Below are 21,286 nucleotides of genomic sequence, written 5' to 3'. Positions count from 1 at the left end.
TGCCTAAGCGCCCAAGACGCCATGGCCCGAGATGTTCAGATGCGCCAGATGAGCGTGCGTCGCGTCAAAGGTCAGGCTGATCTGACCGCCTGTTGTCGTCGCACTGCCCGATGCCGCCTCGGCATGGCGGTATTCAAAGCCATTCGGCAATTGTATCGACGCGCGGTGAGGTGCGCCCGAGACGATATGAGGGATCGGATTGACCACGACATCGAAAACCCCGGCAACCTTGGCGTATCCGCTGCGCTCTTCGCGGTTCCAATCCAGCTCGATCGGAACAAACAGCGTTTCATGTTTCAAAGGCGCCATGGCGCTGAAGACATACCAGAACGTAGCCATTTCATCCGTGTCCTGACCGGTCATGATCGCTTGCAACGCGGCCCGCTGGTCAGCCTTTGCGCTTTCATCAATGATCAGCTGCATCTGACCGTTGCCTTCATGAATTGGTCCCGGCCAATGATAGACCCCTGCCGCCCGAAGCCCGCCCAGATCAATGTCACCGTAGTGACCGCTTTGAATGTCGAAAACGACAACCGCCTCGCAGTTTCCATGAGACGGAAGTACGCTGAACTGACACGGGCAACCGAAATTGCAATTGCAATTGGCCAGTTCTTCGGCCTGAATAGCCCATTCTGTCATGATAGCCCCCAAGAAAAGTCGCGTGGAACAACTCTGCTCGTTGCAGGTTGCCCCCATTCACGCTGCCTCGGCCTTCGAGCCTGAATTCGGCTTCTTGGATGGGCGAACTTATCACGAATTCGTGATATGCACAAACATGATGCCGGATAACACGCCTTCTTCAGGTGTTATGGTGCACGTCAGTCGCGCTGGGGTTGAGCGCAGTATTCGGGATTGCATTCGGCTGTTAGGCTTTTGGAACCAATTTGAAGATATGGGAGGTTGATTATGAGCTTTATGAAAACGCTGGCGTCCGTTGCCATTGGTTTTGCTGCGGCCAAGGGCATGGAAAAATACCAGAAGATGGGCGGCATGGCTGGGCTGCAAGACAAGATGCAAGGCGCCGGCGGTGGTTTCGGCGCGGATCAGCTGGGCAAAATGGCAGAACAGTTTGGTCTGCCCGGTGGCGCGTCAGGCTTGCAGGACATGATGAGCAAGATGGGCATCGGCGGCAGCACAGCCGGGGCTGCCGGATTGGGTGGATTGTTGAATGCCATGCAGGGGGCGGCCAAGACGGCCAATCAACACACGGGTGACATGATGGAAACCGTGTTCGGCGGCACGCCTGCGGGTGCGGCGATGGAAGAGCAGGCGAAGCTGATGCTTCGGGCGATGATCCAAGCTGCCAAGGCGGATGGCGAACTGGATGAGCAGGAAAAGGAAATCATTCTGGGTGAATTGGGCGATGACGTCAGCGAGGAAGAGCGCGCATTCGTGCAAGAGCAGCTGAACGCACCGATTGACGTCATGGGATTGGCGGCTGATTCTGGTGCGCCGCTCAAGACGCAGATCTATGCGACATCCCTGGCTGCGATCCGTCTGGACAACGCGCGCGAGGCGTCCTATCTGCGGCAGTTGTCCACCGCGTTGGGTCTTTCGGACGCGGAAAGAGACCAGATTCACACCTATATGGGTGCGCCAACCCTGCCCGGGTGAACCTGCACCAGATTCCTGAGCCGGTATCATCCGATTGGCCTTGACATGGCCGGTGCAGCGCGTAAAAGCGCACGCTCATAGGAATTCAACCGAAAGGCCCCTGCCTTTTCGGACGCAGGAGATAACCATGGCGAAGCCGACGACAATCAAGATCCGTCTGAACTCGACCGCGGGCACGGGCCACTTCTACGTGACCAAGAAGAACGCGCGCACCATGACCGAGAAAATGACCATTCGTAAATACGACCCGGTCGTTCGCAAGCATGTCGAGTACAAGGAAGGCAAGATCAAGTAATCTGCCATTCCATTTGGAAATTCCGAAAAAGGGCTCTGGTGCACAGAGCCCTTTTTCAGTTCCGGTTTCCTGATTTCGGCGGGTGGCAGGCCTGGGCAGTCCGTTGCAGTGGCGCATCAGCGTTTGGGACAATCGCATCCCCTGCGGCTTGCTTTTTGTGGGAACCTGCAAGTACGCTTCAGCAAACCGCCACAAAATGTTGACCGCCATGAAAAAAATCTTGTTATCCACAATTGCCGTTCTAACCCTAGCGGCCTGTGAAGACCCGTTTAACCGCGAAGGTGTCGGGTTTACTGGAATCGATGGCGAACCACGCACGATTTCGGACGTACCCGGAGCCGTAGCCTTTTTGCCAGATGCGACCAACGTTCCGGCAGAACTGGCGGAACTGCGGACAGTCACGCTTTTGAGTGATGAGGTGGATCCTTCCAAGGTCGCATCGGTTGCAATCGACAACGGCGGCCAGACGCCGGACACTGCGGTGCAATTGCAAGGGAGCGACACGAACCTGTTCCTCAGCACCGTCAGTGTGAACGGCACTTTGTTTGGTGTGCTGCGCACGCATTCCAACAGTGTGAAAGTCGACAATTCGATCGGTGTGGGCTTTGCGGAAGAAACAGAGCGTTTCACCGGCTGTCTGCCGGCTGGCGGTGTTTTCCGCAAGGGAACATCCGAGAAGAGCTCGGGCTTTGCCATTCCGCTGAACTGTAGCTGAACACATAAACGCTTCGGAAACAGAAAGCCCCGCCTTGTCAGGCGGGGCTTTTCATTTCCGGGCAAAAGAAGTCCGGCGCGCAAAGAAAAGGGCCGGTCAATGACCGGCCCCAAACCAATTCAGGTGTCAACAAGGGCTATTCCTGCTGGCCCATGAACATCAGCAGGAACTGGAACATGTTCAGGAACGAGATGTACAGGCTCAGCGCGCCGTCAAAGGCCGCTTTGTCCAGCCATTCCTGATCGCCATGCGCAGCATGGGCGACGTATGTGTTCTTGATGTCCTGCGTGTAGAACGCGGTCAGACCGGCAAAGATCAGGATGCCAATCGCCGAGATGGCCAGCATCATCACGCCGGATTGCAGAAACAGGTTGATGATCATTGCAACCAGCAGACCAATCACACCCATCATGAAGAAGGTGCCCATTCCGCTGAGGTTTCGCTTTGTGGTATAGCCATAAAGGCTGAGGCCAGCAAAGGCGATTGCCGTCACCAGGAAGGTCTGGGTAATCGAGTAGGGCGTGAAGATCATGAAGATCGAGCTCATCGAGATGCCCATCACCGCGGCAAAGACGAAGAAGCCAAGCTGAACTGTCGCGGCTGAGCCGCGGCGCATCAGGGCACCCCAGCCAAATAGGATAAAGGCCAGCGGCGCAAACATGACCACCCATTTCAGCGGCGACAGGAACAGCGCGCCACCCAGGCTGGTCAGATAGCGATCTGCGCCGATCTGTGCGACCGCGTTGCTTGGATCGCTGGTTACTGCCAGACCGGCAATAGCCCATGCCGCCAGTGCAGTGATCAGCATGCCGACGGACATTGTGCCGTAGACTTTGTTCATGTGGGCGCGCAGGCCCTGATCAATCTCGGCGGCGCGCGCGCCGGATGCCGTCCGGATCGTGTCGAATTGTGCCATCAAAGGGTCTCCCTAGTCGTCAAGTTAGAGCGCCCCGGCAGAGCGGGGCGGTTTTCCATCTAAATATCGGCAACAAGGGGCTGTGTTTCAAGAGATTCCGCGGGAAAACCGACTAAAACACGCAACAAAAATGCCAACAGGCGACTCGACGTCGCCCATCGCCATAAAAATATGAGAGTCACAGTCACCTTTTCCAGAATTGAGGTGCATCCCAGAAGAAGCGTTCTGCTTCTGAGGTTGCTTCCTCGCGGGTCAGACCGATATCGTCCAGCATGGCGGCATCCAGCTGTGCCAGCTTTCGCCGCTGTCTGGACAGTTCGAACGCTTGAGAGATCAGGGACACCAAAGAACGTTTGGCCGGTTTGCAGGGATTATGGATTGCGAGTTGCGTCATAACTTGTCCTTTCTGTATTCTCGATGGTTTTGCTGGCTGTTATCAATTTCCTTGATTGATATGGGTGCGTGTGACATATTTTGAAAACGAATATTTTTGATGGAACGCATAAGGAATCGTGAAGATGCGGAATTTGGACATTACAACCCTGCGATCCTTTGTGGCGGTGGCGGATCAGGGCGGTGTGACCCGCGCTGCCGGATTTCTGCACCTGACGCAGTCTGCGGTGTCCATGCAGCTGAAACGGCTGGAGGAGCTGCTGGGCCTGGAGTTGCTGGACCGAAGCGGCAGAACAATTGCCCTGACCGCATCCGGTGAGCAGCTGCTGGCCTACGCGCGCCGCATGATTGCCCTGAATGACGAGGTAATCTCGAAACTCACCGACCAGGCCTTTGAAGGCGAAGTGGTTCTGGGCGTTCCCCATGACATCGTCTACCCCGCGATCCCTCGGGTCCTGCAACGGTTCAACGCCGATTTTCCCCGTGTCAGGGTGCAGTTGGTGTCGTCCTATTCACTGCAATTGAAAGACATGTACAAGCGGGGCGAATGTGATGTGATCCTGACGACCGAACCGTCTTCGGCCGATGGCGCAGAGACCATCGCAGAGCTGCCGTTGCGCTGGATCGGTGCGCCGGGCGGATCTGCATGGCGCAAACGTCCCTTGCCTCTGGCGCTTGGACGGCGCTGCTTGTTCAGACCGCAGGTCATTTCGGCACTGGATGCCGCCGGAGTACCGTGGGAACTGTCAGTGGAAACCGAAAACGACCGGACAATAGAAGCCACGGTCAGTGCCGATCTTGCCGTACACGCAATGCTGGACGGAACCGAGGCCGCACATCTTGAACAGATCGACTCGGGTGGGGCTCTGCCGGATTTGCCTGCGCATATGATCAATCTATACGGTGGGGAACCGGGCCGGGATGCGGTTGTCGAAGCTCTGGCACAATTGGTGCGTCAGAACTTCAGATTGCTGGGCGGTACGCAGTTGCGGGCGGTGGTTGGGTGATCGCGATCAGGGCGTGATCACGATCTTGCCCGTCGATTTTCGCTCTTTCAGCAACTGCATTCCCTGCGCGACGTCTTCAAGTGGCAGGACGTGACTGATATGCGGTTTTATCCTGCCCTCTGAATGCCATTTGAACAGGGTTTCAAAACTGTTGCGCACAGCTTCGGGGCGGAACTTCAGATAACCGCCGATATACACCCCGATCACGGTTAGGTTTTTGACCAGGAGATGATTGGCCGGAATCTGCGGGATGTCGCCCCCGGCGAATCCGATGGGCAGCAAACGCCCTTCGGGATTGGTCGCGCGGAAAGCGGCCTTGAACACATCCCCGCCGATGACGTCATAGACGACATCCGCGCCGCCCAGCGATTTGACCCGTTCCCGCAAGTCTTCGGAAGCATCGATCAGATGATCGGCACCAGCGGCACGGGCAACGGCAAGCTTGTTCTCGCCGCGTGCCTGCGCGATGACCGTGGCGCCCATGAGTTTGCCGATTTCGACGGCGGTCAGGCCGACGCCTCCCGCTGCGCCGGTGACCAGAAGGGTTTCACCCGGTTGCAGGCGTGCCCTGTGTTCAAGGGCCATGTGACTGGTGGCATATGCGATCTGGATGGCGGCGGCGTCTTCGAAGCCGGTGCCGTCCGGCAGCACGATCGCACGGTCCGCGTCGAACACGCCGTATTCTGCCAACCCGCCCTGACCTGAATAGACCGCGATCCGGTCGCCCGGCCTCAGCGTCGAAACGCCGGGACCGACTGTATCCACGACGCCGGCGATCTCCATGCCCAAAGTGAATGGGGCAGGTGGCGTGTCCTGATACGCGCCCGTCTGCATCAGCAGATCGGCGAAGTTCAGGCCGCACGCTTTTATGGCGACCCGCACCTGACCTTCGCCCGGCTCGGGTGTTTTCACGTCACAAAGCTGGGCAGACGCCCCGTCGTATGGAATGCAATAGGCCCGCATATCGTTCCTCAAGAATTTGCGACATAGGCGCGTGTGCCGCCAGAAAAGTCAATCCGTTTGCTGCGCGGGCGCAAAAAGGCCCTATTTTGAAGGCGGATTCAGTTGCAGGAATACGTTTCTGTAAAGGCTTGAGGTAATACAACCACAAATCCCTGTCAGGGGTGTTCGACTCAACCAGCTTGAAAAAAATCTCAAAACCGGCATTATATGCAGTCAGTGCTGTAAACGGGGGGCGGTACAGTCCGTATTAGGGAGCGGTTAAGGGGAGCTCTCTAAAACTGCGATATCGGACGTCGCAAAATCCCGTGCAGATGTTTGTGTAGTATAGGAGAATACCAATGACTCATCACGTCGATGTCCATGTGGGCAAGCGCGTTCGGCATCGCCGCTGGCTGATTGGGATGACCCAGCAGCAGTTGGCGCAGCAAGTTGGTATCAAGTTTCAGCAAATCCAGAAATATGAGACCGGTGCCAACCGAATCAGCGCATCCCGCCTGTGGGACATCGCCGAGGCGCTGGATGTTCCGGTCAGCTTTTTCTTCGAAGGTCTGGAAGAAGCCCAGAAAAGCGATGCGGACAAGAAATCCGTCCCTGCTGACCTGATGGGTGACAAAGAAGCTCTGGATCTGGTGCGCTCTTACTATGCGATTCCGGAAAACCAGCGTCGCCGCCTGTTCGAACTGGCGCGGGTTCTCAGCGACGTTGCCTGACTGACTTGACTTTGTCGCGGATTGCCCGCACCTCGGGGCCATGCAACCGACGACACTGAGCGATATCGAAATTGCCGAAGAAATGGCCGAGGCTGCGCGTGAGGCCATACTCCCCTTTTTTCGTCAAACAAATCTGGAAACCGCCAACAAACTGACCGACGGGTTCGACCCGGTCACCGTGGCTGACCGCGCCGCTGAACAGGCGATGCGGGACGTTCTGGCGCGGCGGTGCCCGGATGACGGTGTGCTGGGCGAGGAGTTCGGCGCGCATACGGGCACCAGTGGCCGTACCTGGGTACTGGACCCCATCGATGGCACCCGTGGGTTTATCAGCGGCACGCCAACCTGGGGTGTTTTGATTGCGCTGAGTGATCAGGACGGGCCTTTTATGGGTGTAATCGATCAGCCGTATATCGGAGAGCGCTTTGTCGGATCGTCTTCCGGTGCTCACATGACCGGTCCGCAGGGCAGCAGAAGAATTCGAACGCGCGATACCAGGGCGCTGGATCAGGCGACTTTGTTTACCACTTTCCCCGAGGTTGGAACCCCGCAGGACCGCGCAGGGTTTCAGGCCGTGTCCGATCAGGTACAGCTGACGCGCTATGGAATGGATTGCTATGCCTATGCGCTTCTGGCTGCCGGGCAGGCGGATTTGGTGATCGAGGCGGGCTTGAATTCCTATGATATTCAAGCGCCGATTGCCGTTATTCAGGCGGCTGGCGGTGTCGTGACTGATTGGCAGGGCGGCCCCGCGCATCAAGGCGGTCGGGCCCTGGCTGCGGCCAACGCTGACCTGCACGCCGCAGCGCTTGAGATACTCCGCCAATTCTGAATCCTGTTGCCCGGCGCATCAAAGGCAACTACACCGGGGATGGCCGGTTCTTGCGCCCGTTTTCCACCGGCCGACGCACTTCTTGCATGAGACGGGCAGATGCAGGAGCGCGAAATGACGGAAACCCTACTCAAGAATGCTGATCTGATCCTGACGATGGACGAGTCCCGGCAGGAATTGTCCAAGGCTGATATTCTGGTCCGCGACGGGCAGATTGCCCGGATCGGGCGGGGATTGGAAACACAGGGTGAGGTGCATGATGTTTCAGGCTGTGTGGTGACGCCCGGCCTGGTGAATACCCACCACCATCTTTATCAAACTCTGACACGGGCGGTGCCGGGCGGACAGGATGCGTTGCTGTTTGGGTGGCTGCAAACGCTCTACCCGATCTGGTCGCGTTTCGGGCCGGAGGAAATGTTCACCTCGGCCCAGATCGGTTTGGCGGAACTGGCGCTGTCGGGGTGCACGCTCAGTTCCGATCACCTTTACCTCTATCCCAACGGTGCGCGGCTTGAGGATACGATCGCTGCCGCATCCGAGTTGGGGATGCGGTTTCATCCGACACGCGGCGCGATGAGCATCGGCGAGAGCGACGGGGGCCTACCGCCGGACCATCTGGTGGAAAAGGAAGCCGCTATTCTGGACGACATGATCCGGGTTGTTGATGCGTTTCACGACCCGTCGGAGGGTTCGATGTGCCGCGTTGGCCTTGCCCCGTGTTCACCGTTTTCCGTCAGCCGGGACCTGATGCGCGATGCGGCGTTGCTGGCGCGGGACAAGGGCGTAATGCTGCATACCCATCTGGCCGAGAATGATGAGGATATTGCCTATTCGCAGGCGCAATTCGGCTGCCGCCCGGGGCAATATGCCGAGGAATTGGGCTGGACCGGCCCGGATGTCTGGCACGCCCATTGCGTCAAGCTGGACGGGGCCGAGATTGATCTGTTCTCGCGCTCGGAAACAGGCGTGGCCCATTGCCCCTGTTCAAATTGTCGTCTCGGATCGGGTATCGCGCCGGTGCGGGCGATGCGCGATGCGGGTGTCAAGGTCGGCCTCGGCGCGGATGGATCGGCCAGCAATGACAATGGCAACCTCATGCTTGAGGCGCGCCAGGCCATGTTGTTGCAGCGGGTCGCCAATGGTGCGGATGCCATGTCGGTCCGCGAAGCGCTTGAGATCGCGACGCGCGGCGGGGCGGATGTGTTGGGACGTCCCGATTGTGGACGGCTGATGCCCGGAAAACGTGCCGATATTGCGGTGTGGGATACCCGCGGCATCGAAAGCGCGGGCAGTTGGGATCCGGCGGCTCTGCTTCTGGCGGGGCCGATGTCTGTGAAACACCTGTTCGTCGAAGGCCGCCAGATCGTACGTGACGGGCACATAACGACCATTGATCTGCCCCGCGTGATCGAGCGTCAGAACACGCTGGCCCGGGCGTTGCAGGCTTAAGCCGCCTGCCGCCCGCCGATCCAGACCTCTGCCACGGCCCGATCATCGCCCATCATGATCGTCGGGAAGATCGCTTCCCAAACGTCTTCTGCATGGGCCTCGCGCTGGGCGATGGCGGGGGTCGAGGCGAGGTCGATCACGACCAGATCCGCCTCCATCCCCGGAGTGATGTTTCCGATGCAGTCGTCCATTCGCAGGCTCCGGGCCGATCCGACCGTGCCCAACCACAGCAATTGCGCCGGGTGCAGAGGGCGGCCGCGCAATTGGCCGATCTCATAGGCGGCGGCCATGGTGCGCAGCATCGAAAAGCTGGACCCGCCGCCGGTATCCGTGGCCAGACCGATCCGGTGGCCATCATGGATCAGCCCGTTCATGTCAAACAGTCCCGATCCGATGAACGTGTTCGACGTGGGGCAATGAATCAAAGAGGCATCGACCTCGCGCAGCCGATCCCGTTCCCGGTCTTCCAGGTGGATGACATGGCCATACAGGCCGTTCTGGCCCAACAGGCCAAATTTCTCGTAGGTGTCCAGATAATCCCTTGCATCAGGGAACAGGGACCGGACCCATTCGATTTCATCCGTTTGCTCGCTCAGATGGGTTTGCATGAGACAATGGGGATGTTCGGCCCAAAGCGCGCCCATGGCCTCAAGCTGTTCCGGGGTCGAGGTTGGCGAAAAGCGTGGTGTGATCGCATAGGACAGGCGATCGACGCGGTGCCATTTCTCAAGCAGTGCGGCGGACTGGTCATAAGCCGTCTGCGCGGTGTCGCGCAGACCTTCGGGCGCGTTACGGTCCATGCAGGTCTTGCCGGCGACCACACGCTGCCCACGCTGTTGCGCCGCGGTGAAAAAGGCATCCACGCTTTCAGGGTGAATCGTGCAAAAACTGCACATGGTCGTGGTGCCGTGGGCGGTCGTCAGGTCCAGATACCGGTTGGCGATCTCGGCCGCATAGTCGAAATCGCCGAACTTCATCTCTTCCGGGAAGGTGTAGGTGTTCAGCCAGTCGATTAGCCGCTTGCCCCAGCTGGCGATCATCGCCGTCTGTGGATAATGCACATGCGGGTCGACGAACCCAGCCATGATCAAGCGCGATCCGTGATCCTTCGTGACTGCGTCAGGATGGGCTTTTCTCAGCGCGTCGATGGTGCCGATCTCGGTAATTCGCCCGTGTTCGATCACGACCGCTTCGTCCAACCGGGTCGCCTCGGTCGGCTCTCCGTCGAAGGGTGAGCCTGTGAAACTCAGAACACGCCCTTTCAAAAGCGTCTTTTGCGCCATTTTCCCTGTTCTCCGCCTGTTTGGAACCGCACACCAGCATAGGCGGACGAAAGAAGTGGGTAAATCGGCGCATTGTCATTGTTTTCCGGTAGCTGCTTCTTCTATTTAAGAGCAAATCGTAAAAAAGGGGCAGAGCATGACGACAGGCAGAGACGAAGCCGGACACGATCAGCCCCGGGATGAAGACGCCTATGCGTTGGATCCCAAGGCAGTAGCGGCAATCCTGTACGCGGTGGATATAGACGACCGCGACAAGCTGGTTGAGTTGATGGAGCCGCTGCACTCGGCCGACATTGCCGACCTTCTTGAACAGATCAATCCGTTTGACCGGTCGCGCCTGATTCGCCTGTACGACAAAGAGTTTGACGGCGACATCCTGTCTGAACTGGATGAATCGGTTCGTGAAGAGGTGATCTCGGTCCTGAACCCGGATGTTCTGGCCGATGCCGTGCGCGAGATGGAAAGCGACGATGTCGTTGACCTGCTTGAAGACCTTGAGGAACCGCAGCAGGAAACCATTCTGGACGCGCTGGAGGATTCCGAACGGATCGCAGCCGAGCAGGCCCTGTCCTACCCCGAGAACTCGGCGGGTCGCCTCATGCAGCGTGAAGTGGTCATGGCGCCCGAGCATTGGACCGTTGGCCAAGCCATTGATTTCATGCGCGCCAATGACGATTTGCCCGAGCAGTTCTATCACGTCGTTCTGGTCGATCCGCGCCTGAAACCTGTGGCGCAGGTGACGTTGGGCAAGCTGATGGCGGCGCGGCGTGACGTGCCGCTGCTTGATCTGGCAGAGGAGGAGTTTCACATCATCCCTGTCGATCAGGATGAGGAAGACGTGGCTTATGCCTTCAACCAGTATCACCTGATCTCGGCCCCGGTGGTGGATGCGGATGGCCGTTTGGTCGGTGTCATCACCATTGATGACGCGATGGTCGTTCTGGATGAAGAGCATGAAGAAGACATCCTGCGTCTTGCCGGTGTCGGCGACGAAAGCTCGTTGTCCGACAGCGTGGCGGCAACCAGCCGGCGAAGGTTGCCCTGGCTGGCGGTGAACCTGTGCACGGCGATCTGTGCCTCTTTGGTGATTTCGCAATTCGAGGCGGCGATTGATCAACTGGTCGCGCTGGCCATCCTGATGCCGATCGTCGCGTCGATGGGCGGCAATGCTGGAACACAGTCGCTCACCGTTACGGTGCGCGCGTTGGCGACGCGCGACCTGACCAATGCAAACGTGCTGCGCGTTATTCGCCGGGAACTGCTGGTGGGGATGCTGAATGGGCTCTGCTTTGCAATCGTGCTGGGGACCGTGGGGATGCTGTGGTTCGATTCCCCGCTGCTGGGTGTCGTGATTGGGTCGGCCTTGGTCGTGAACATGATCATCGCAGGCTTTGCAGGTACGGTAGTACCAGTCGTGCTGGACCGCTTGGGCATCGACCCGGCGCTGGCATCGGGAACCTTTGTGACAACCACGACGGATGTCATGGGTTTCTTCATATTTCTTGGGCTTGCCAGCGTGGTGCTCCTGTGACCGATCTGACCGAAATCAAAGCCGCAGCGCGCAAAGCGGCGTTTGCCCGCCGCAAGACCGCGTTTGATGCCCGCTTGCCGGGCGCAGCCGGGCGCTTGTCCGAGGTTCTGGCAGGTCATCGCGGCGTTCCCCTGTCAGGTTACATGCCGATCCGGACCGAGATCGACCCGGTGCCTGCGATGGCCGAGGCATCGGCTTATGGCCCGGTGGGGGTGCCTGTCATTCAGGCAGCCGGTCAGCCGCTGAAATTCTCTCGCTGGACGCCGGACGGTGTGCTCAAGGATGGCCCGTTCGGTGCAAAAGTGCCCCAGGTGGATGACTATTTCGACCCCGAAATCCTGATCGTGCCGCTGGTCGCCTTCGATGCAAATGGTGGCCGCTTGGGGTATGGCGGCGGGTTTTATGACCGAACGCTGGAAGGCTTGCGCGCCAAACGCCCGACGCTTGCCATTGGCTTTGCTTTTGACGCGCAAGAGACTGCGGATCTGCCGCTCGAGCCGACTGACCAACCACTGGACATGGTTGTCACGGAAAGCCGCGTGTTGACCTTCTAGCTGCTATTGCTCGAAGTGGCTGCGCAAGAAATCCCAGGCATCCACCTCGGTGCCGTCTTTCAGGATGCAGATGCCATAGACACTGCCGTCTTCGTTTTTACGAAGCTGGTAGGTCCCGTCGTTTTCAATGCAGAAGGTCGCGGCGGGGTTGGGCATGGATGTCTTGGTGCCTTCGGCCGCGGCAGCAGTTACCGCCAAAAGGCAGCCGGTCAGAACAATTGACGACTTCACGAAGAATTCCTTCTGTATTCAAAAGACGTATCGAAACATTGCCACGGCAGAATTTGATTTCAACCCCCAAGTCTGCCGTTAATTTCACGCTTCCGCCTTGTTATTGCCCTGTACAGCCCCTACGACCCGGATCATGAGGATTCTGTTTCTTGGCGATGTCATGGGGCGCGCGGGCCGCGCTGCCGTTCAACAGCATTTGCCGCGCCTGCGCGACGAATGGCGGCTGGATTTTGTTGTGGTCAATGGCGAAAACGCGTCGAACGGCATGGGGTTGAGCGGAGATCACGCCAGGCTCTTGCTCGACGCCGGGGCAGATTGCCTGACGCTGGGCGATCATGCGTTCGACCAGAAAGACATGCTGCAATTCATCGAGAAGGAACAGCGCATCATACGACCCGTGAACTTCGCCAAAGGCGCGCCGGGGCGGGGTCATCGGTTGTTCACGGCGCCGGGTGGGCGCAAGGTTCTGGTGGTTCAGGTGCTGGGTCAGGTCTTTATGAAGCGTCCGTTCGACGATCCGTTCTCAGCCATTGAGCCGATCCTGAAATCCCATCCCAGGGGAGGTCAGGCGCAAGCAATCATCGTGGACATGCATTGCGAAGCGACGTCCGAGAAGATGGCGATGGGGCATTACTGTGACAAGCGCGCCAGCCTTGTGGTGGGAACGCATACCCATGTGCCAACCGCGGATTCGCTGATTCTGCCGGGTGGCACCGGGTATCTGACTGATGCAGGCATGTGCGGAGACTACGATTCGGTCATCGGCATGGACAAGCAAGAGCCGATGCGACGGTTCATCACCGGTATGCCCAAGGCGCGCTTTACCCCCGCAAATGGCGAGGCCACACTGAGCGGCGTGTTCGTGGAAACCGATGATCGTGACGGACAGGCCAAATCCGTGCGCATGGTGCGCGTCGGCGGGCGTCTGGAACAAGCCGGACCCGAATAGTCATCGTCAGGCTTGCTCTGTCGGGCGCAATGCGTGAAACTGCATGTCATCAGGCGCTTGGGCCGGGGTTCGGACAGAATACCACGAATGAATTTCCTTTCACTGACAGACACAGGAAGCGCAGTTCTGGCGCTGGTCATCGTTGCGGGCATGTTCATCATGTTCCTGCGCGAGGTTTATCCGACCGAAGTCGTGGCGATTGGCGGTGTCTCACTGATGCTTGTAACCGGCATCCTGCCCTATCAAAGCGCGCTTGCGGTTCTGTCCAACCCGGCACCCTGGACGATTGCCGCGATGTTCATCATCATGGGGGCCTTGGTGCGGACCGGAGCCCTGGACTCGTTCACCTCGACCGCGCAGAAGCAGGCTCAGGTAAACCCGCGTATTGCTATCGCTTTGCTCATGGGGTTTGTCGTGCTGGCCTCGGCGGTGGTGTCGAATACGCCAGTGGTCGTGGTGATGATACCGGTCTTTGTGCAAATTGCCCGCACCCTGAATGTTCCCGCGTCCAAATTGCTGATTCCGCTGAGTTATGCGGCCATTCTGGGCGGCACGCTGACATTGATCGGCACGTCCACCAACCTGCTGGTGGATGGTGTGGCCCGCGCGCAGGGGATGAAACCCTTTACGATTTTCGAAGTCACGCCGCTGGGGATCGCGCTGGTGATCTACGGCATGATCTATTTGCGCTTCATCGCGCCCAAACTGTTGCCCGAGCGGGACAGCATGGCGTCGCTGCTCAGTGACCGGTCCAAGATGAAGTTCTTTACCGAGGCCGTCATTCCGCCGGACAGCAACCTGATCGGGCGCGAAGTGACCGGCGTGCAGTTGTTCAAACGCCCCGGCGTGCGTCTGATCGATGTCATCCGGGGGGATGAGTCGTTGCGGCGCAACTTGAAAGGCGTCGAACTGAAGGTCGGCGACCGGGTGGTTTTACGCACCGAGATGACCGAACTTCTGAGCCTTCAGCGCAACCGGGAACTCAAACGCGTGGATCAGGTATCCGCCGTCGAAACCAAGACGGTTGAGGTGTTGATCACGCCCGGATGCCGTCTGGTGGGGCGGACCCTTGGGATGATGCGGCTTCGGCGTCGCTATGGCGTTTACGTGCTGGCGGTGCACCGTCGCAACCAGAATATCGGCCGTCAGTTGGATGATTTGGTGGTCAGGGTTGGGGATACGTTGCTTTTGGAAGGTGCCCCGGCGGATATCCAGCGGCTGGCGGCTGATATGGACATGGTGGACGTCACACAACCATCGGCTCGAGCATTCCGTCGAAGCCATGCACCCATTGCGATTGGTGCTCTTGTAGGGATTGTCGCCCTCGCCGCGCTGGGCATTGCGCCCATCCTGTTGTTGTCGATTGTGGCCTGCGCCGTGGTTCTGTTGACCCGCTGTATCGACGCGGATGAGGCGTTTTCCTTTGTTGAAGGGCGTCTGTTGGCGTTGATCTTCGCGATGCTGGGCATAGGGGCTGCGCTGGACAGCTCGGGCGCGGTTTCCCTGATCGTCGAGGCCGTTGCGCCGGGGCTCAGTGCCTTGCCGCCATTCCTGATTATCTGGGCGATTTATCTGCTGACCTCGGTGCTGACTGAACTGGTCTCCAACAACGCCGTTGCGGTTGTCGTCACCCCGATCGCCATCGGTCTGGCGCAGGCTGTCGGAATAGATCCGCGTCCGCTGGTCGTCGCGGTCATGGTGGCGGCCTCGGCATCGTTTGCAACACCGATCGGATACCAGACGAACATGATGGTCTATGGTCCCGGAGGCTACAGGTTCACCGACTTCATGAAAGTGGGCGTGCCGCTGAACCTGACGGTCGGATTGTTGGCGTCCCTGCTGATCCCGTTGATCTGGCCGTTATGACATCGGCACAGATTTGCCGCTTTGCTCGCGGCGTACTTGTAAATGTCGGATGAACAGCAATCTTTTGTAGAACTGATACTTGAAGGGTACTGCCATGCTGACACTTGTCCGCACCACGTTTCCTGCGGTTGCCTTCGCCACCGTTTTGAGCGGCACATCGCTTGCTGGAACCGTCGAAGGAACCGCAACCTACCGAGAGCGTATTGCGCTTCCGCCCGACACGACCTTGTTCGTCGAGCTTCAGGATATCTCATTGGCGGATGCGCCGGCCGAAACACTTGCCGCGCAGAGATATGCCCTGACCGGTGTGCCGGCACAGTTTGAACTGACCTATGATGATGCGTTGATCCAGGACGGGCGCAGATATGCCGTGCGTGCTTCGGTCATGCAGGGGCAAAACCTGTTGTTCACCACCGATACCGTCTACCCGGTTCTGACAGATGGGGCCGAGAATTCAGCTGACCTGCTGATGATACAGGTGCAAAACCAAGGTGCCGGGATGCTGGAAAACACCGAATGGGTCGCTTCGGGCCTCAATGGTGCGCCTGTCGAGACAGAGAAACGTCCTGAGCTTGCTTTCGGGCAGGGCGGAGCGTTTTCAGGTAGTGGTGGCTGTAACAGGTTCAGTGGCCAGGCCGAGATTTCTGCCAATCGGATCGCGTTCCCGGACAATATGGCTGCAACGCTCATGGCGTGCCCACCCCCGCTGGACGAGGTCGAGCGGCAGTTTCTGAAAGCGATGCAAACTGTCACGACCTTCGCGATGCAAGGCAACGCGCTGGCCTTGCTGGATGCTCAGGGTGAGCCGGTGATCAAACTGGAGCGCAAGTAAAAGGGCAGGGTTGTCAGGCGACGGCCCTCGATCGCCCTGCGTTGCGACCCGAAAAGATGCAGCCACCCAGAAAGGTCCCTTCCAGCGCGTTGTAACCGTGATAACCACCGCCACCGAACCCGGCGACTTCACCGGCTGCGAACAGGCCGGGCACCACCTGACCGTCGGCGCCGATCATCTGACTGTCCAGATTGGTCTGCAAACCGCCCAGTGTCTTGCGGGTCAGCACGTGCAGCTTGACCGCGATCAGCGGGCCATTCTTGGGGTCCAGGAACTTGTGTGGCTTGGCGGTGCGGATCAGCTTGTCGCCGCGATAGTTGCGCGCCGCCAGGATCGCCATCATCTGCGCATCTTTTGAGAACGGATTGTCGACCTGAGAATCCCGCGCCTCGATCTGGGCACGCAAATGGGCCTCGTCTATCAGCCCCCCACCCAAATGGTTCATTCCGTTGACCAGCTCGGTCAGCGTGTTGGCAACAACAAAATCCTCGCCCTTCTCCTTGAATGCCTCGACCGGGGCGGTCGCTTTGGACCCGGACAGTATGCGTTGACGAATAACCTCTTTCCAGCTGCCTGACGTGAAGTCCGGGTTCTGTTCAGACCCGGACAGGGCGAATTCCTTCTTGATCACCTTCTGAGTCAGAACGAACCAACTGTATTCATACCCGGTGTTCAGGATTTCGCGCAGTGTCCCCAGCGTATCGAACCCGGGCAGGCAGGGGGGCTGCAACCGGTTTCCGCGCGCGTCGAACCACATCGAGCTGGGGCCGGGCAGAATGCGAATGCCATGGGCGGGCCAGATCGGATCCCAGTTGCGCACGCCTTCGGTGTAATGCCACATACGGTCGCCGTTGATGACATGGCCGCCGGCCTTTTCGCTGATGGCGATCATCCGACCGTCCACATGGAAGGGCACACCCGCCACCATGTCCTTGGGCGGTTCGCCCAGACGGTCGCGGGGCCAGTTCTGGCGCACCATCTCGAAATTGCCACCTATCCCGCCCGAGGTCACGATGACCGACGGGGCATAGACCTCGAACTCGCCCACCTCGTCGCGGTTGGTCTTGCCGCCGCGCGGGGCCGCGTCATCGGCCAGCACCTCGCCCGAGACGCCCTTGGCCTCGCCGTTCTGCATGATGATGTGGCTGACCTGATGGCGGTATTTCAGCTGGATCAGGCCGGCACTGACATGGTCGCGGACCCGGCGGATGAAGTGTTCCAGCACGCCGGGTCCGGTGCCCCATGTGATGTGAAAGCGCGGGACGGAATTGCCGTGCCCGTTTGCGTAGGACCCGCCGCGCTCGGCCCAGCCCACGACCGGAAACCAGCGCAGCCCCATGCCATGCAGCCAGGGGCGCATTTCACCGGCGGCGAACTCGATATAGGCTTCGGCCCATTTGCGGGGCCAGGTATCTTCTTCGCGGTCGAACTGCGCGCTGCCCATCCAGTCGCGCAGCGCCAGATCGTGGCTGTCGCGGATCCCCATGCGGCGTTGTTCCGGCGTGTCGACCATGAACAGGCCACCCAGGCTCCAGAAGGCCTGACCGCCCAGAAAACCTTCTGGTTCCTGATCGAGTATGATTACCTTCTTGCCTCGGTCGCCCAGTTCGGCAGCGGCGGCCAATCCGGCCAGACCAGCCCCGACAACGATCGCATCAGCAGTGTTGTTTGTCATAACGGTCCTTTCAGCGCCTGCGGAACCAGACAAGAAACGGCAGAACCACGGCGTACATCGTAATACCATATACCGCCGAGGGCAGGGCCAGCGGGCTGAACCCGCTTTCGGTATTCGTGATCAGCGCCGCCAGTGTAATGCCCAGCGTGGAATTTTGAATTCCGGTTTCGATCGAGATCGTCTTGCACTCATTCCAGGACAGGTTTGTTATCCGCGCCAGCCCCAATCCGATGAACAGCAGGGCGATATTCAAAGAAATCAAGCCTGCGCCCATGATGCCGAGATTGTCGACGAACAATTGCCAGTTCCCGGCCAGAGCCGCGGCAATGATCAGCACGAACAAAACGGTCGCGAGCGCCGACAACCCCGGCTCGACACGGTTTGCAAACCCTGTTGCAAAGTTGCGAACTCCGACCCCGATTGCCACGGGCAGCGTTGTTATCAAAAACAATGCAACAGCCAGCCCGGTGATCGAAACCTCGGGGGCTTCGTCGCCCATGAAATGCGCGATCGACCAGGCGGCCAGTATCGGCACGGTCACCATCGACAGAAGGCTGATCACAGCGGTCAGGCTGACTGAAAGCGCGACATCGGCCTTGGCGAGCTTTGACAGGATATTGCTGGTTACGCCGCCCGGGCAAAAACTGAGCAGCATGAAACCAACGGCGATCTCAGGTGGCAAAGCAAAAAATTTGACCGTCACAAAGGCCGCCACCGGCAATAGAACAACCTGACTTGCCGCCCCGATGGCAAAGGCGCGTCGTCGGCTCAGGACACGGCGGAAGTCTGCCACCTCCAGCCCGATGCCCAGAGACAGCATGATAACGGCCAGTGAAACCGGCAGACCGACGTTAATGAGCAGATCCAAGGACAACTCCTCCCAAAGTTGCGTCAGATCAGCCTAAGCGAGGGGGCAAGGCGCAGGCAACCGCGCCGTTGGGTCACTCGTATCGCCGGACGAACCGGCGCAGGATCTCGCCGGGTTGTGTGACATCGGCCGAATGGCAGCGGTCGATCAGTTTTTGCGCGTCTTCAGGCGGGAAATAGCCGTGGTTCCTGTAGATATTGATGCGCTGTTCAAAATCCCTGGCATCGGCCTCGGGGTGGAACTGCGTGGCATATACGTTCTGCCCCCAGCGGATCATCTGGAACGGGCAGGGGTCTGACGTGACAAGGTGAACGCAACCCTCGGGCAGCGCCTGAACCGCTTCCTTGTGACCAACGAATGCGTCGAAGGTGGGTTCCAACCCTGCGGTCAACGGGTCCTGCTGGCCTTCCGGGGTCAGGTGGCACGTGGATGGTCCGACGGGTTCGCCATATCGGGCCTTGCTGACGTCGCCACCCAGATGCGCCGCCAGAATGCCAAGGCCATAGCAGCAGCCCATGAACGGGTTATCCTGTGCGATGATCTGCGGCATCAACCCCATGATCGTCGCCTCGATCCGGGCATCCAGCGGGGATTTGGTCGCCGGGTCGTCACTGACGCATCCAGGTCCGCCGCCCACGATGACACCGGCGTAGTCTGTGACATCCATCTCGCCGGGCAGGTTTTCGCAATCCAGACGGATGCGACGTGTCTGTTCAGGAGACAACCCGCTCCGGTTCAGGATCGAGGCGTATTCGGCATCGGATGCATCGGTTTCGGGGCGCAGTTGCAGGATCAAAAAGGGTTTCATGCGCAGCCTTTACCCATCACAGAGGCCAGAACACAAGAATGGCGGGAATAGAAACGGCGATGATCAGCATCTCCAAGGGCAATCCCATGCGCCAGTAATCCCCGAAACGATAGCCGCCGGGGCCCAGAACCAGCGTGTTGTTCTTGTGCCCGATGGGGGTCAGGAACGCAGCCGAGGCCGCAACGGCCACGGTCATCAGAAACGGGTCGGGTGACACCTCGAGCGTGCGTGCCATTTGTATCCCGACCGGCGCGGCGACAATGGCGGTGGCGGTGTTGTTCAACACGTCCGACAAAGTCATCGTGACGACCATCAGTACGGTCAGAATGGCCCAGGCGGGCAGACCATCGGTCAGCTGGATCAGGGCGTTTGCGATCAGTTCGGTTCCGCCCGAGGTCTCCAAAGCACTGCCCAGAGGGATCATAGACCCCAGCAGTACGACCACCGGCCATTCGATGTGATTGTAAATGTCGGTGATCGGCATGATCTTGGTCAGCACATAAGCAATCACCACCAGCCCCAAAGCAATGGGAAGATAGATCAACCCGAAACTTGCGGCCAAGACAGCGGCGGCGAACAGGCCGATGGCCAGCCATGCCTTGTCGTTAGCCGTAACGTTCAGCCCGCGTCCGGCAAGGGGCAGGCAACCCAGCCATTCCGTAACATCCGCAGCGCGGTCGCGGGGGCAGAGCAGCAGCAGGATATCGCCCGGTTCCACCTCGGTCTTGCGGACCTGTTCGGTGATCCTGCGCCCCTGGCGTGAGATGCCCATCAGAACGGTGCTTTGCCGCCAGGCCAGCCCAAGCCCTTGTGCCGTGCGACCTGTGATGCGCGCGCTTTCCGGCACGACGACTTCGATCACTTCCAGCCCGTCCCCCTCAGCCGTCAGCAATTCCTGCCGGCGCGTGTCCGAGAAATCCAGGTTGAGCGCGGCACGGAACTCGTCCAGCGCTTCGGGTCGGGCTTCCAGAACCAGCGCGTCACCTTCCTGCAAAACGGCGTGCGCCGACCGGCCATAGCGACGCTTGCCATCCCGGATCAAACCGATGATGGCCACGTCCGATTTCTCGGCCGCCTCATAAAGCTCGCTGACCCGTTTGCCGATATGGGCGGATTTCGGTGGAACGGTCAGCTCGGCGATATACTCGGCCAACGTTTCCGATGTTTCAGCCTGCGGCCCGCGATTGGGAATCAGGCGCCACCCTACCAGTGCAACAAAGGCAAGGCCGGCGATCGCGGCCAGCCCACCAACCGGGGCAAAATCGAACATGTGAAACGGCTCGCCCAGTGTTTCGGCCCGGATCGAGGCGATGATGATGTTCGGGGGGGTCCCGATCAGCGTGGCCATCCCGCCGAGAATCGTGGCAAAGCTCAGCGGCATCAGCGACAGGCCCACAGACCGGCCTGCTTTGCGTGCGGTCTGAATGTCCACGGGCATCAGCAGCGCCAGCGCCGCTACGTTGTTCATGAAGGCCGACAGAACCGCGCCGATCCCACCCATCAGGGCGATATGCGCGCCCAGGCCCCGCGAGGCATCAACCAGCGTGCGGGTGATCAGGAACACTGCGCCGGATCGGACCAAACCGGCAGAAACCACTAAAACCAGCGCCACGATGATAGTCGCCGGATGGCCGAACCCGGCAAAGGCGCCATCCACGGGCACGACGCCCAGCACGACGCCGATCATCAGTGCGGCAAAGGCCACAAGGTCGTATCGAAACCGGCCCCATAGCAGCATTCCGAAGACGGTGATGAAAAGCGCAAAAAGAATGATCTGGTCTGTTGTCATGCCGTC

The 21,286-nt window shown here is 59.3% G+C and carries 22 protein-coding genes; 12 read left to right on the top strand and 10 right to left on the bottom strand.

Going from position 1 to position 21,286, the window contains the following annotated elements; translation table 11 throughout:
- Window positions 1-3: 3 nt before the first annotated feature.
- The gene (locus NOR97_RS11245; RefSeq protein ID WP_170343621.1) at window positions 4-639 is read right to left on the bottom strand and encodes a DUF1326 domain-containing protein; all 636 of its coding nucleotides are present in this window, start codon (window positions 637-639) and stop codon (window positions 4-6) included.
- Between the two features lie 267 nt (window positions 640-906).
- Here NOR97_RS11245 and NOR97_RS11240 point away from each other — a divergent pair, with 267 nt between their 5' ends.
- From NOR97_RS11240 to NOR97_RS11230, 3 genes are all read left to right on the top strand, one after another.
- Window positions 907-1,614 (top strand): tellurite resistance TerB family protein, encoded by a 708-nt coding sequence (locus NOR97_RS11240; RefSeq protein WP_257599142.1) that lies wholly within the window; start codon window positions 907-909, stop codon window positions 1,612-1,614.
- Window positions 1,615-1,741: 127 nt separating this feature from the next.
- Window positions 1,742-1,909: a 50S ribosomal protein L33 gene (rpmG, locus tag NOR97_RS11235; protein ID WP_037309480.1), complete on the top strand. Its 168-nt coding sequence runs from the start codon at window positions 1,742-1,744 to the stop codon at window positions 1,907-1,909.
- A 208-nt stretch (window positions 1,910-2,117) separates the two neighbouring features.
- Entirely contained in the window at window positions 2,118-2,624 is a 507-nt protein-coding gene (locus NOR97_RS11230; protein ID WP_257599141.1) for a hypothetical protein, read from the top strand.
- A gap of 136 nt (window positions 2,625-2,760) precedes the next feature.
- Here the strand turns inward: NOR97_RS11230 and NOR97_RS11225 are convergent, their stop codons facing one another.
- Both NOR97_RS11225 and NOR97_RS11220 read right to left on the bottom strand, forming a co-directional pair.
- Window positions 2,761-3,540, bottom strand: coding sequence for a Bax inhibitor-1/YccA family protein (locus NOR97_RS11225; protein WP_170343624.1), 780 nt, complete (start codon window positions 3,538-3,540; stop codon window positions 2,761-2,763).
- 184 nt (window positions 3,541-3,724) lie between these two features.
- The gene (locus tag NOR97_RS11220; protein WP_170343625.1) at window positions 3,725-3,934 is read right to left on the bottom strand and encodes a DUF1127 domain-containing protein; all 210 of its coding nucleotides are present in this window, start codon (window positions 3,932-3,934) and stop codon (window positions 3,725-3,727) included.
- 124 nt (window positions 3,935-4,058) lie between these two features.
- On the opposite strand from NOR97_RS11220, the gene NOR97_RS11215 reads away from it, so the two are divergent.
- Window positions 4,059-4,940 carry a LysR family transcriptional regulator gene (locus NOR97_RS11215; RefSeq protein ID WP_170343626.1) on the top strand — a complete coding sequence of 294 codons (882 nt, stop codon included), beginning with the start codon at window positions 4,059-4,061 and terminating at the stop codon, window positions 4,938-4,940.
- A 6-nt stretch (window positions 4,941-4,946) separates the two neighbouring features.
- Here the strand turns inward: NOR97_RS11215 and NOR97_RS11210 are convergent, their stop codons facing one another.
- Window positions 4,947-5,903, bottom strand: coding sequence for an NADPH:quinone oxidoreductase family protein (locus tag NOR97_RS11210; RefSeq protein ID WP_257599140.1), 957 nt, complete (start codon window positions 5,901-5,903; stop codon window positions 4,947-4,949).
- 338 nt (window positions 5,904-6,241) lie between these two features.
- Here NOR97_RS11210 and NOR97_RS11205 point away from each other — a divergent pair, with 338 nt between their 5' ends.
- From NOR97_RS11205 to NOR97_RS11195, 3 genes are all read left to right on the top strand, one after another.
- Complete coding sequence (locus NOR97_RS11205) at window positions 6,242-6,613, top strand: helix-turn-helix domain-containing protein (RefSeq protein WP_170343628.1); 372 nt, start codon at window positions 6,242-6,244, stop codon at window positions 6,611-6,613.
- A 40-nt stretch (window positions 6,614-6,653) separates the two neighbouring features.
- The gene (hisN, locus tag NOR97_RS11200) at window positions 6,654-7,445 is read left to right on the top strand and encodes a histidinol-phosphatase (protein ID WP_257599139.1); all 792 of its coding nucleotides are present in this window, start codon (window positions 6,654-6,656) and stop codon (window positions 7,443-7,445) included.
- Window positions 7,446-7,559: 114 nt separating this feature from the next.
- Window positions 7,560-8,894 (top strand): 8-oxoguanine deaminase, encoded by a 1,335-nt coding sequence (locus tag NOR97_RS11195; protein ID WP_257599138.1) that lies wholly within the window; start codon window positions 7,560-7,562, stop codon window positions 8,892-8,894.
- Here NOR97_RS11195 and guaD read toward each other — a convergent pair.
- Window positions 8,891-10,177: a guanine deaminase gene (gene guaD / locus NOR97_RS11190; RefSeq protein WP_257599137.1), complete on the bottom strand. Its 1,287-nt coding sequence runs from the start codon at window positions 10,175-10,177 to the stop codon at window positions 8,891-8,893. The two genes, NOR97_RS11195 and guaD, sit on opposite strands and share 4 nt — an antisense overlap.
- 136 nt (window positions 10,178-10,313) lie before the next feature.
- Between guaD and mgtE the strand changes: the two genes are divergently transcribed.
- Window positions 10,314-11,708, top strand: coding sequence for a magnesium transporter (mgtE, locus tag NOR97_RS11185; RefSeq protein WP_257599136.1), 1,395 nt, complete (start codon window positions 10,314-10,316; stop codon window positions 11,706-11,708).
- Window positions 11,705-12,262 carry a 5-formyltetrahydrofolate cyclo-ligase gene (locus tag NOR97_RS11180; RefSeq protein ID WP_170343633.1) on the top strand — a complete coding sequence of 186 codons (558 nt, stop codon included), beginning with the start codon at window positions 11,705-11,707 and terminating at the stop codon, window positions 12,260-12,262. Before mgtE ends, NOR97_RS11180 begins: the two co-directional genes overlap by 4 nt.
- Before the next feature lie 3 nt (window positions 12,263-12,265).
- On the opposite strand, the gene NOR97_RS11175 is transcribed toward NOR97_RS11180, so the two are convergent.
- Entirely contained in the window at window positions 12,266-12,493 is a 228-nt protein-coding gene (locus tag NOR97_RS11175) for a DUF333 domain-containing protein (protein ID WP_257599135.1), read from the bottom strand.
- 133 nt (window positions 12,494-12,626) lie between these two features.
- On the opposite strand from NOR97_RS11175, the gene NOR97_RS11170 reads away from it, so the two are divergent.
- The 3 genes from NOR97_RS11170 to NOR97_RS11160 all read left to right on the top strand — a co-directional run bounded on the left by NOR97_RS11170 (window position 12,627) and on the right by NOR97_RS11160 (window position 16,140).
- Entirely contained in the window at window positions 12,627-13,442 is an 816-nt protein-coding gene (locus NOR97_RS11170; RefSeq protein WP_257599134.1) for a TIGR00282 family metallophosphoesterase, read from the top strand.
- A gap of 87 nt (window positions 13,443-13,529) precedes the next feature.
- Entirely contained in the window at window positions 13,530-15,308 is a 1,779-nt protein-coding gene (locus tag NOR97_RS11165) for an SLC13 family permease (RefSeq protein ID WP_257599133.1), read from the top strand.
- Window positions 15,309-15,402: 94 nt separating this feature from the next.
- The gene (locus NOR97_RS11160; RefSeq protein WP_257599132.1) at window positions 15,403-16,140 is read left to right on the top strand and encodes a YbaY family lipoprotein; all 738 of its coding nucleotides are present in this window, start codon (window positions 15,403-15,405) and stop codon (window positions 16,138-16,140) included.
- A 13-nt stretch (window positions 16,141-16,153) separates the two neighbouring features.
- Here the strand turns inward: NOR97_RS11160 and NOR97_RS11155 are convergent, their stop codons facing one another.
- The 4 genes from NOR97_RS11155 to NOR97_RS11140 all read right to left on the bottom strand — a co-directional run bounded on the left by NOR97_RS11155 (window position 16,154) and on the right by NOR97_RS11140 (window position 21,280).
- Entirely contained in the window at window positions 16,154-17,815 is a 1,662-nt protein-coding gene (locus NOR97_RS11155; protein WP_170343637.1) for an FAD-binding dehydrogenase, read from the bottom strand.
- 10 nt (window positions 17,816-17,825) lie between these two features.
- Window positions 17,826-18,683 (bottom strand): bile acid:sodium symporter family protein, encoded by an 858-nt coding sequence (locus NOR97_RS11150; RefSeq protein WP_170343638.1) that lies wholly within the window; start codon window positions 18,681-18,683, stop codon window positions 17,826-17,828.
- Between the two features lie 73 nt (window positions 18,684-18,756).
- On the bottom strand, window positions 18,757-19,491 hold the full coding sequence (locus NOR97_RS11145) for a glutamine amidotransferase (RefSeq protein ID WP_257599131.1): 735 nt from the start codon (window positions 19,489-19,491) through the stop codon (window positions 18,757-18,759).
- 16 nt (window positions 19,492-19,507) lie between these two features.
- The gene (locus NOR97_RS11140) at window positions 19,508-21,280 is read right to left on the bottom strand and encodes an SLC13 family permease (protein ID WP_257599130.1); all 1,773 of its coding nucleotides are present in this window, start codon (window positions 21,278-21,280) and stop codon (window positions 19,508-19,510) included.
- Window positions 21,281-21,286: the final 6 nt, after the last annotated feature.

Origin of the sequence: Ruegeria sp. YS9, from assembly GCF_024628725.1 — a bacterium.
In the GTDB taxonomy this organism is placed as follows: Bacteria; Pseudomonadota; Alphaproteobacteria; order Rhodobacterales; family Rhodobacteraceae; genus Ruegeria; species Ruegeria atlantica_C.
The sequence above is the reverse complement of the archived record's forward strand: the minus strand, read 5'-3'. Positions and strand labels throughout refer to the sequence as shown.

Excerpts from the sequence above, each read along its gene's own strand:
- NOR97_RS11245 (WP_170343621.1), bottom strand. The coding sequence starts at position 639 with ATGACAGAATGGGCTATTCAGGCCGAAGAACTGGCCAATTGCAATTGC.
- NOR97_RS11240 (WP_257599142.1), top strand. The coding sequence starts at position 907 with ATGAGCTTTATGAAAACGCTGGCGTCCGTTGCCATTGGTTTTGCTGCG.
- rpmG (WP_037309480.1), top strand. The coding sequence starts at position 1,742 with ATGGCGAAGCCGACGACAATCAAGATCCGTCTGAACTCGACCGCGGGC.
- NOR97_RS11230 (WP_257599141.1), top strand. The coding sequence starts at position 2,118 with ATGAAAAAAATCTTGTTATCCACAATTGCCGTTCTAACCCTAGCGGCC.
- NOR97_RS11225 (WP_170343624.1), bottom strand. The coding sequence starts at position 3,540 with ATGGCACAATTCGACACGATCCGGACGGCATCCGGCGCGCGCGCCGCC.
- NOR97_RS11220 (WP_170343625.1), bottom strand. The coding sequence starts at position 3,934 with ATGACGCAACTCGCAATCCATAATCCCTGCAAACCGGCCAAACGTTCT.
- NOR97_RS11215 (WP_170343626.1), top strand. The coding sequence starts at position 4,059 with ATGCGGAATTTGGACATTACAACCCTGCGATCCTTTGTGGCGGTGGCG.
- NOR97_RS11210 (WP_257599140.1), bottom strand. The coding sequence starts at position 5,903 with ATGCGGGCCTATTGCATTCCATACGACGGGGCGTCTGCCCAGCTTTGT.
- NOR97_RS11205 (WP_170343628.1), top strand. The coding sequence starts at position 6,242 with ATGACTCATCACGTCGATGTCCATGTGGGCAAGCGCGTTCGGCATCGC.
- hisN (WP_257599139.1), top strand. The coding sequence starts at position 6,654 with ATGCAACCGACGACACTGAGCGATATCGAAATTGCCGAAGAAATGGCC.
- NOR97_RS11195 (WP_257599138.1), top strand. The coding sequence starts at position 7,560 with ATGACGGAAACCCTACTCAAGAATGCTGATCTGATCCTGACGATGGAC.
- guaD (WP_257599137.1), bottom strand. The coding sequence starts at position 10,177 with ATGGCGCAAAAGACGCTTTTGAAAGGGCGTGTTCTGAGTTTCACAGGC.
- mgtE (WP_257599136.1), top strand. The coding sequence starts at position 10,314 with ATGACGACAGGCAGAGACGAAGCCGGACACGATCAGCCCCGGGATGAA.
- NOR97_RS11170 (WP_257599134.1), top strand. The coding sequence starts at position 12,627 with ATGAGGATTCTGTTTCTTGGCGATGTCATGGGGCGCGCGGGCCGCGCT.
- NOR97_RS11165 (WP_257599133.1), top strand. The coding sequence starts at position 13,530 with ATGAATTTCCTTTCACTGACAGACACAGGAAGCGCAGTTCTGGCGCTG.
- NOR97_RS11160 (WP_257599132.1), top strand. The coding sequence starts at position 15,403 with ATGCTGACACTTGTCCGCACCACGTTTCCTGCGGTTGCCTTCGCCACC.
- NOR97_RS11155 (WP_170343637.1), bottom strand. The coding sequence starts at position 17,815 with ATGACAAACAACACTGCTGATGCGATCGTTGTCGGGGCTGGTCTGGCC.
- NOR97_RS11145 (WP_257599131.1), bottom strand. The coding sequence starts at position 19,491 with ATGAAACCCTTTTTGATCCTGCAACTGCGCCCCGAAACCGATGCATCC.
- NOR97_RS11140 (WP_257599130.1), bottom strand. The coding sequence starts at position 21,280 with ATGACAACAGACCAGATCATTCTTTTTGCGCTTTTCATCACCGTCTTC.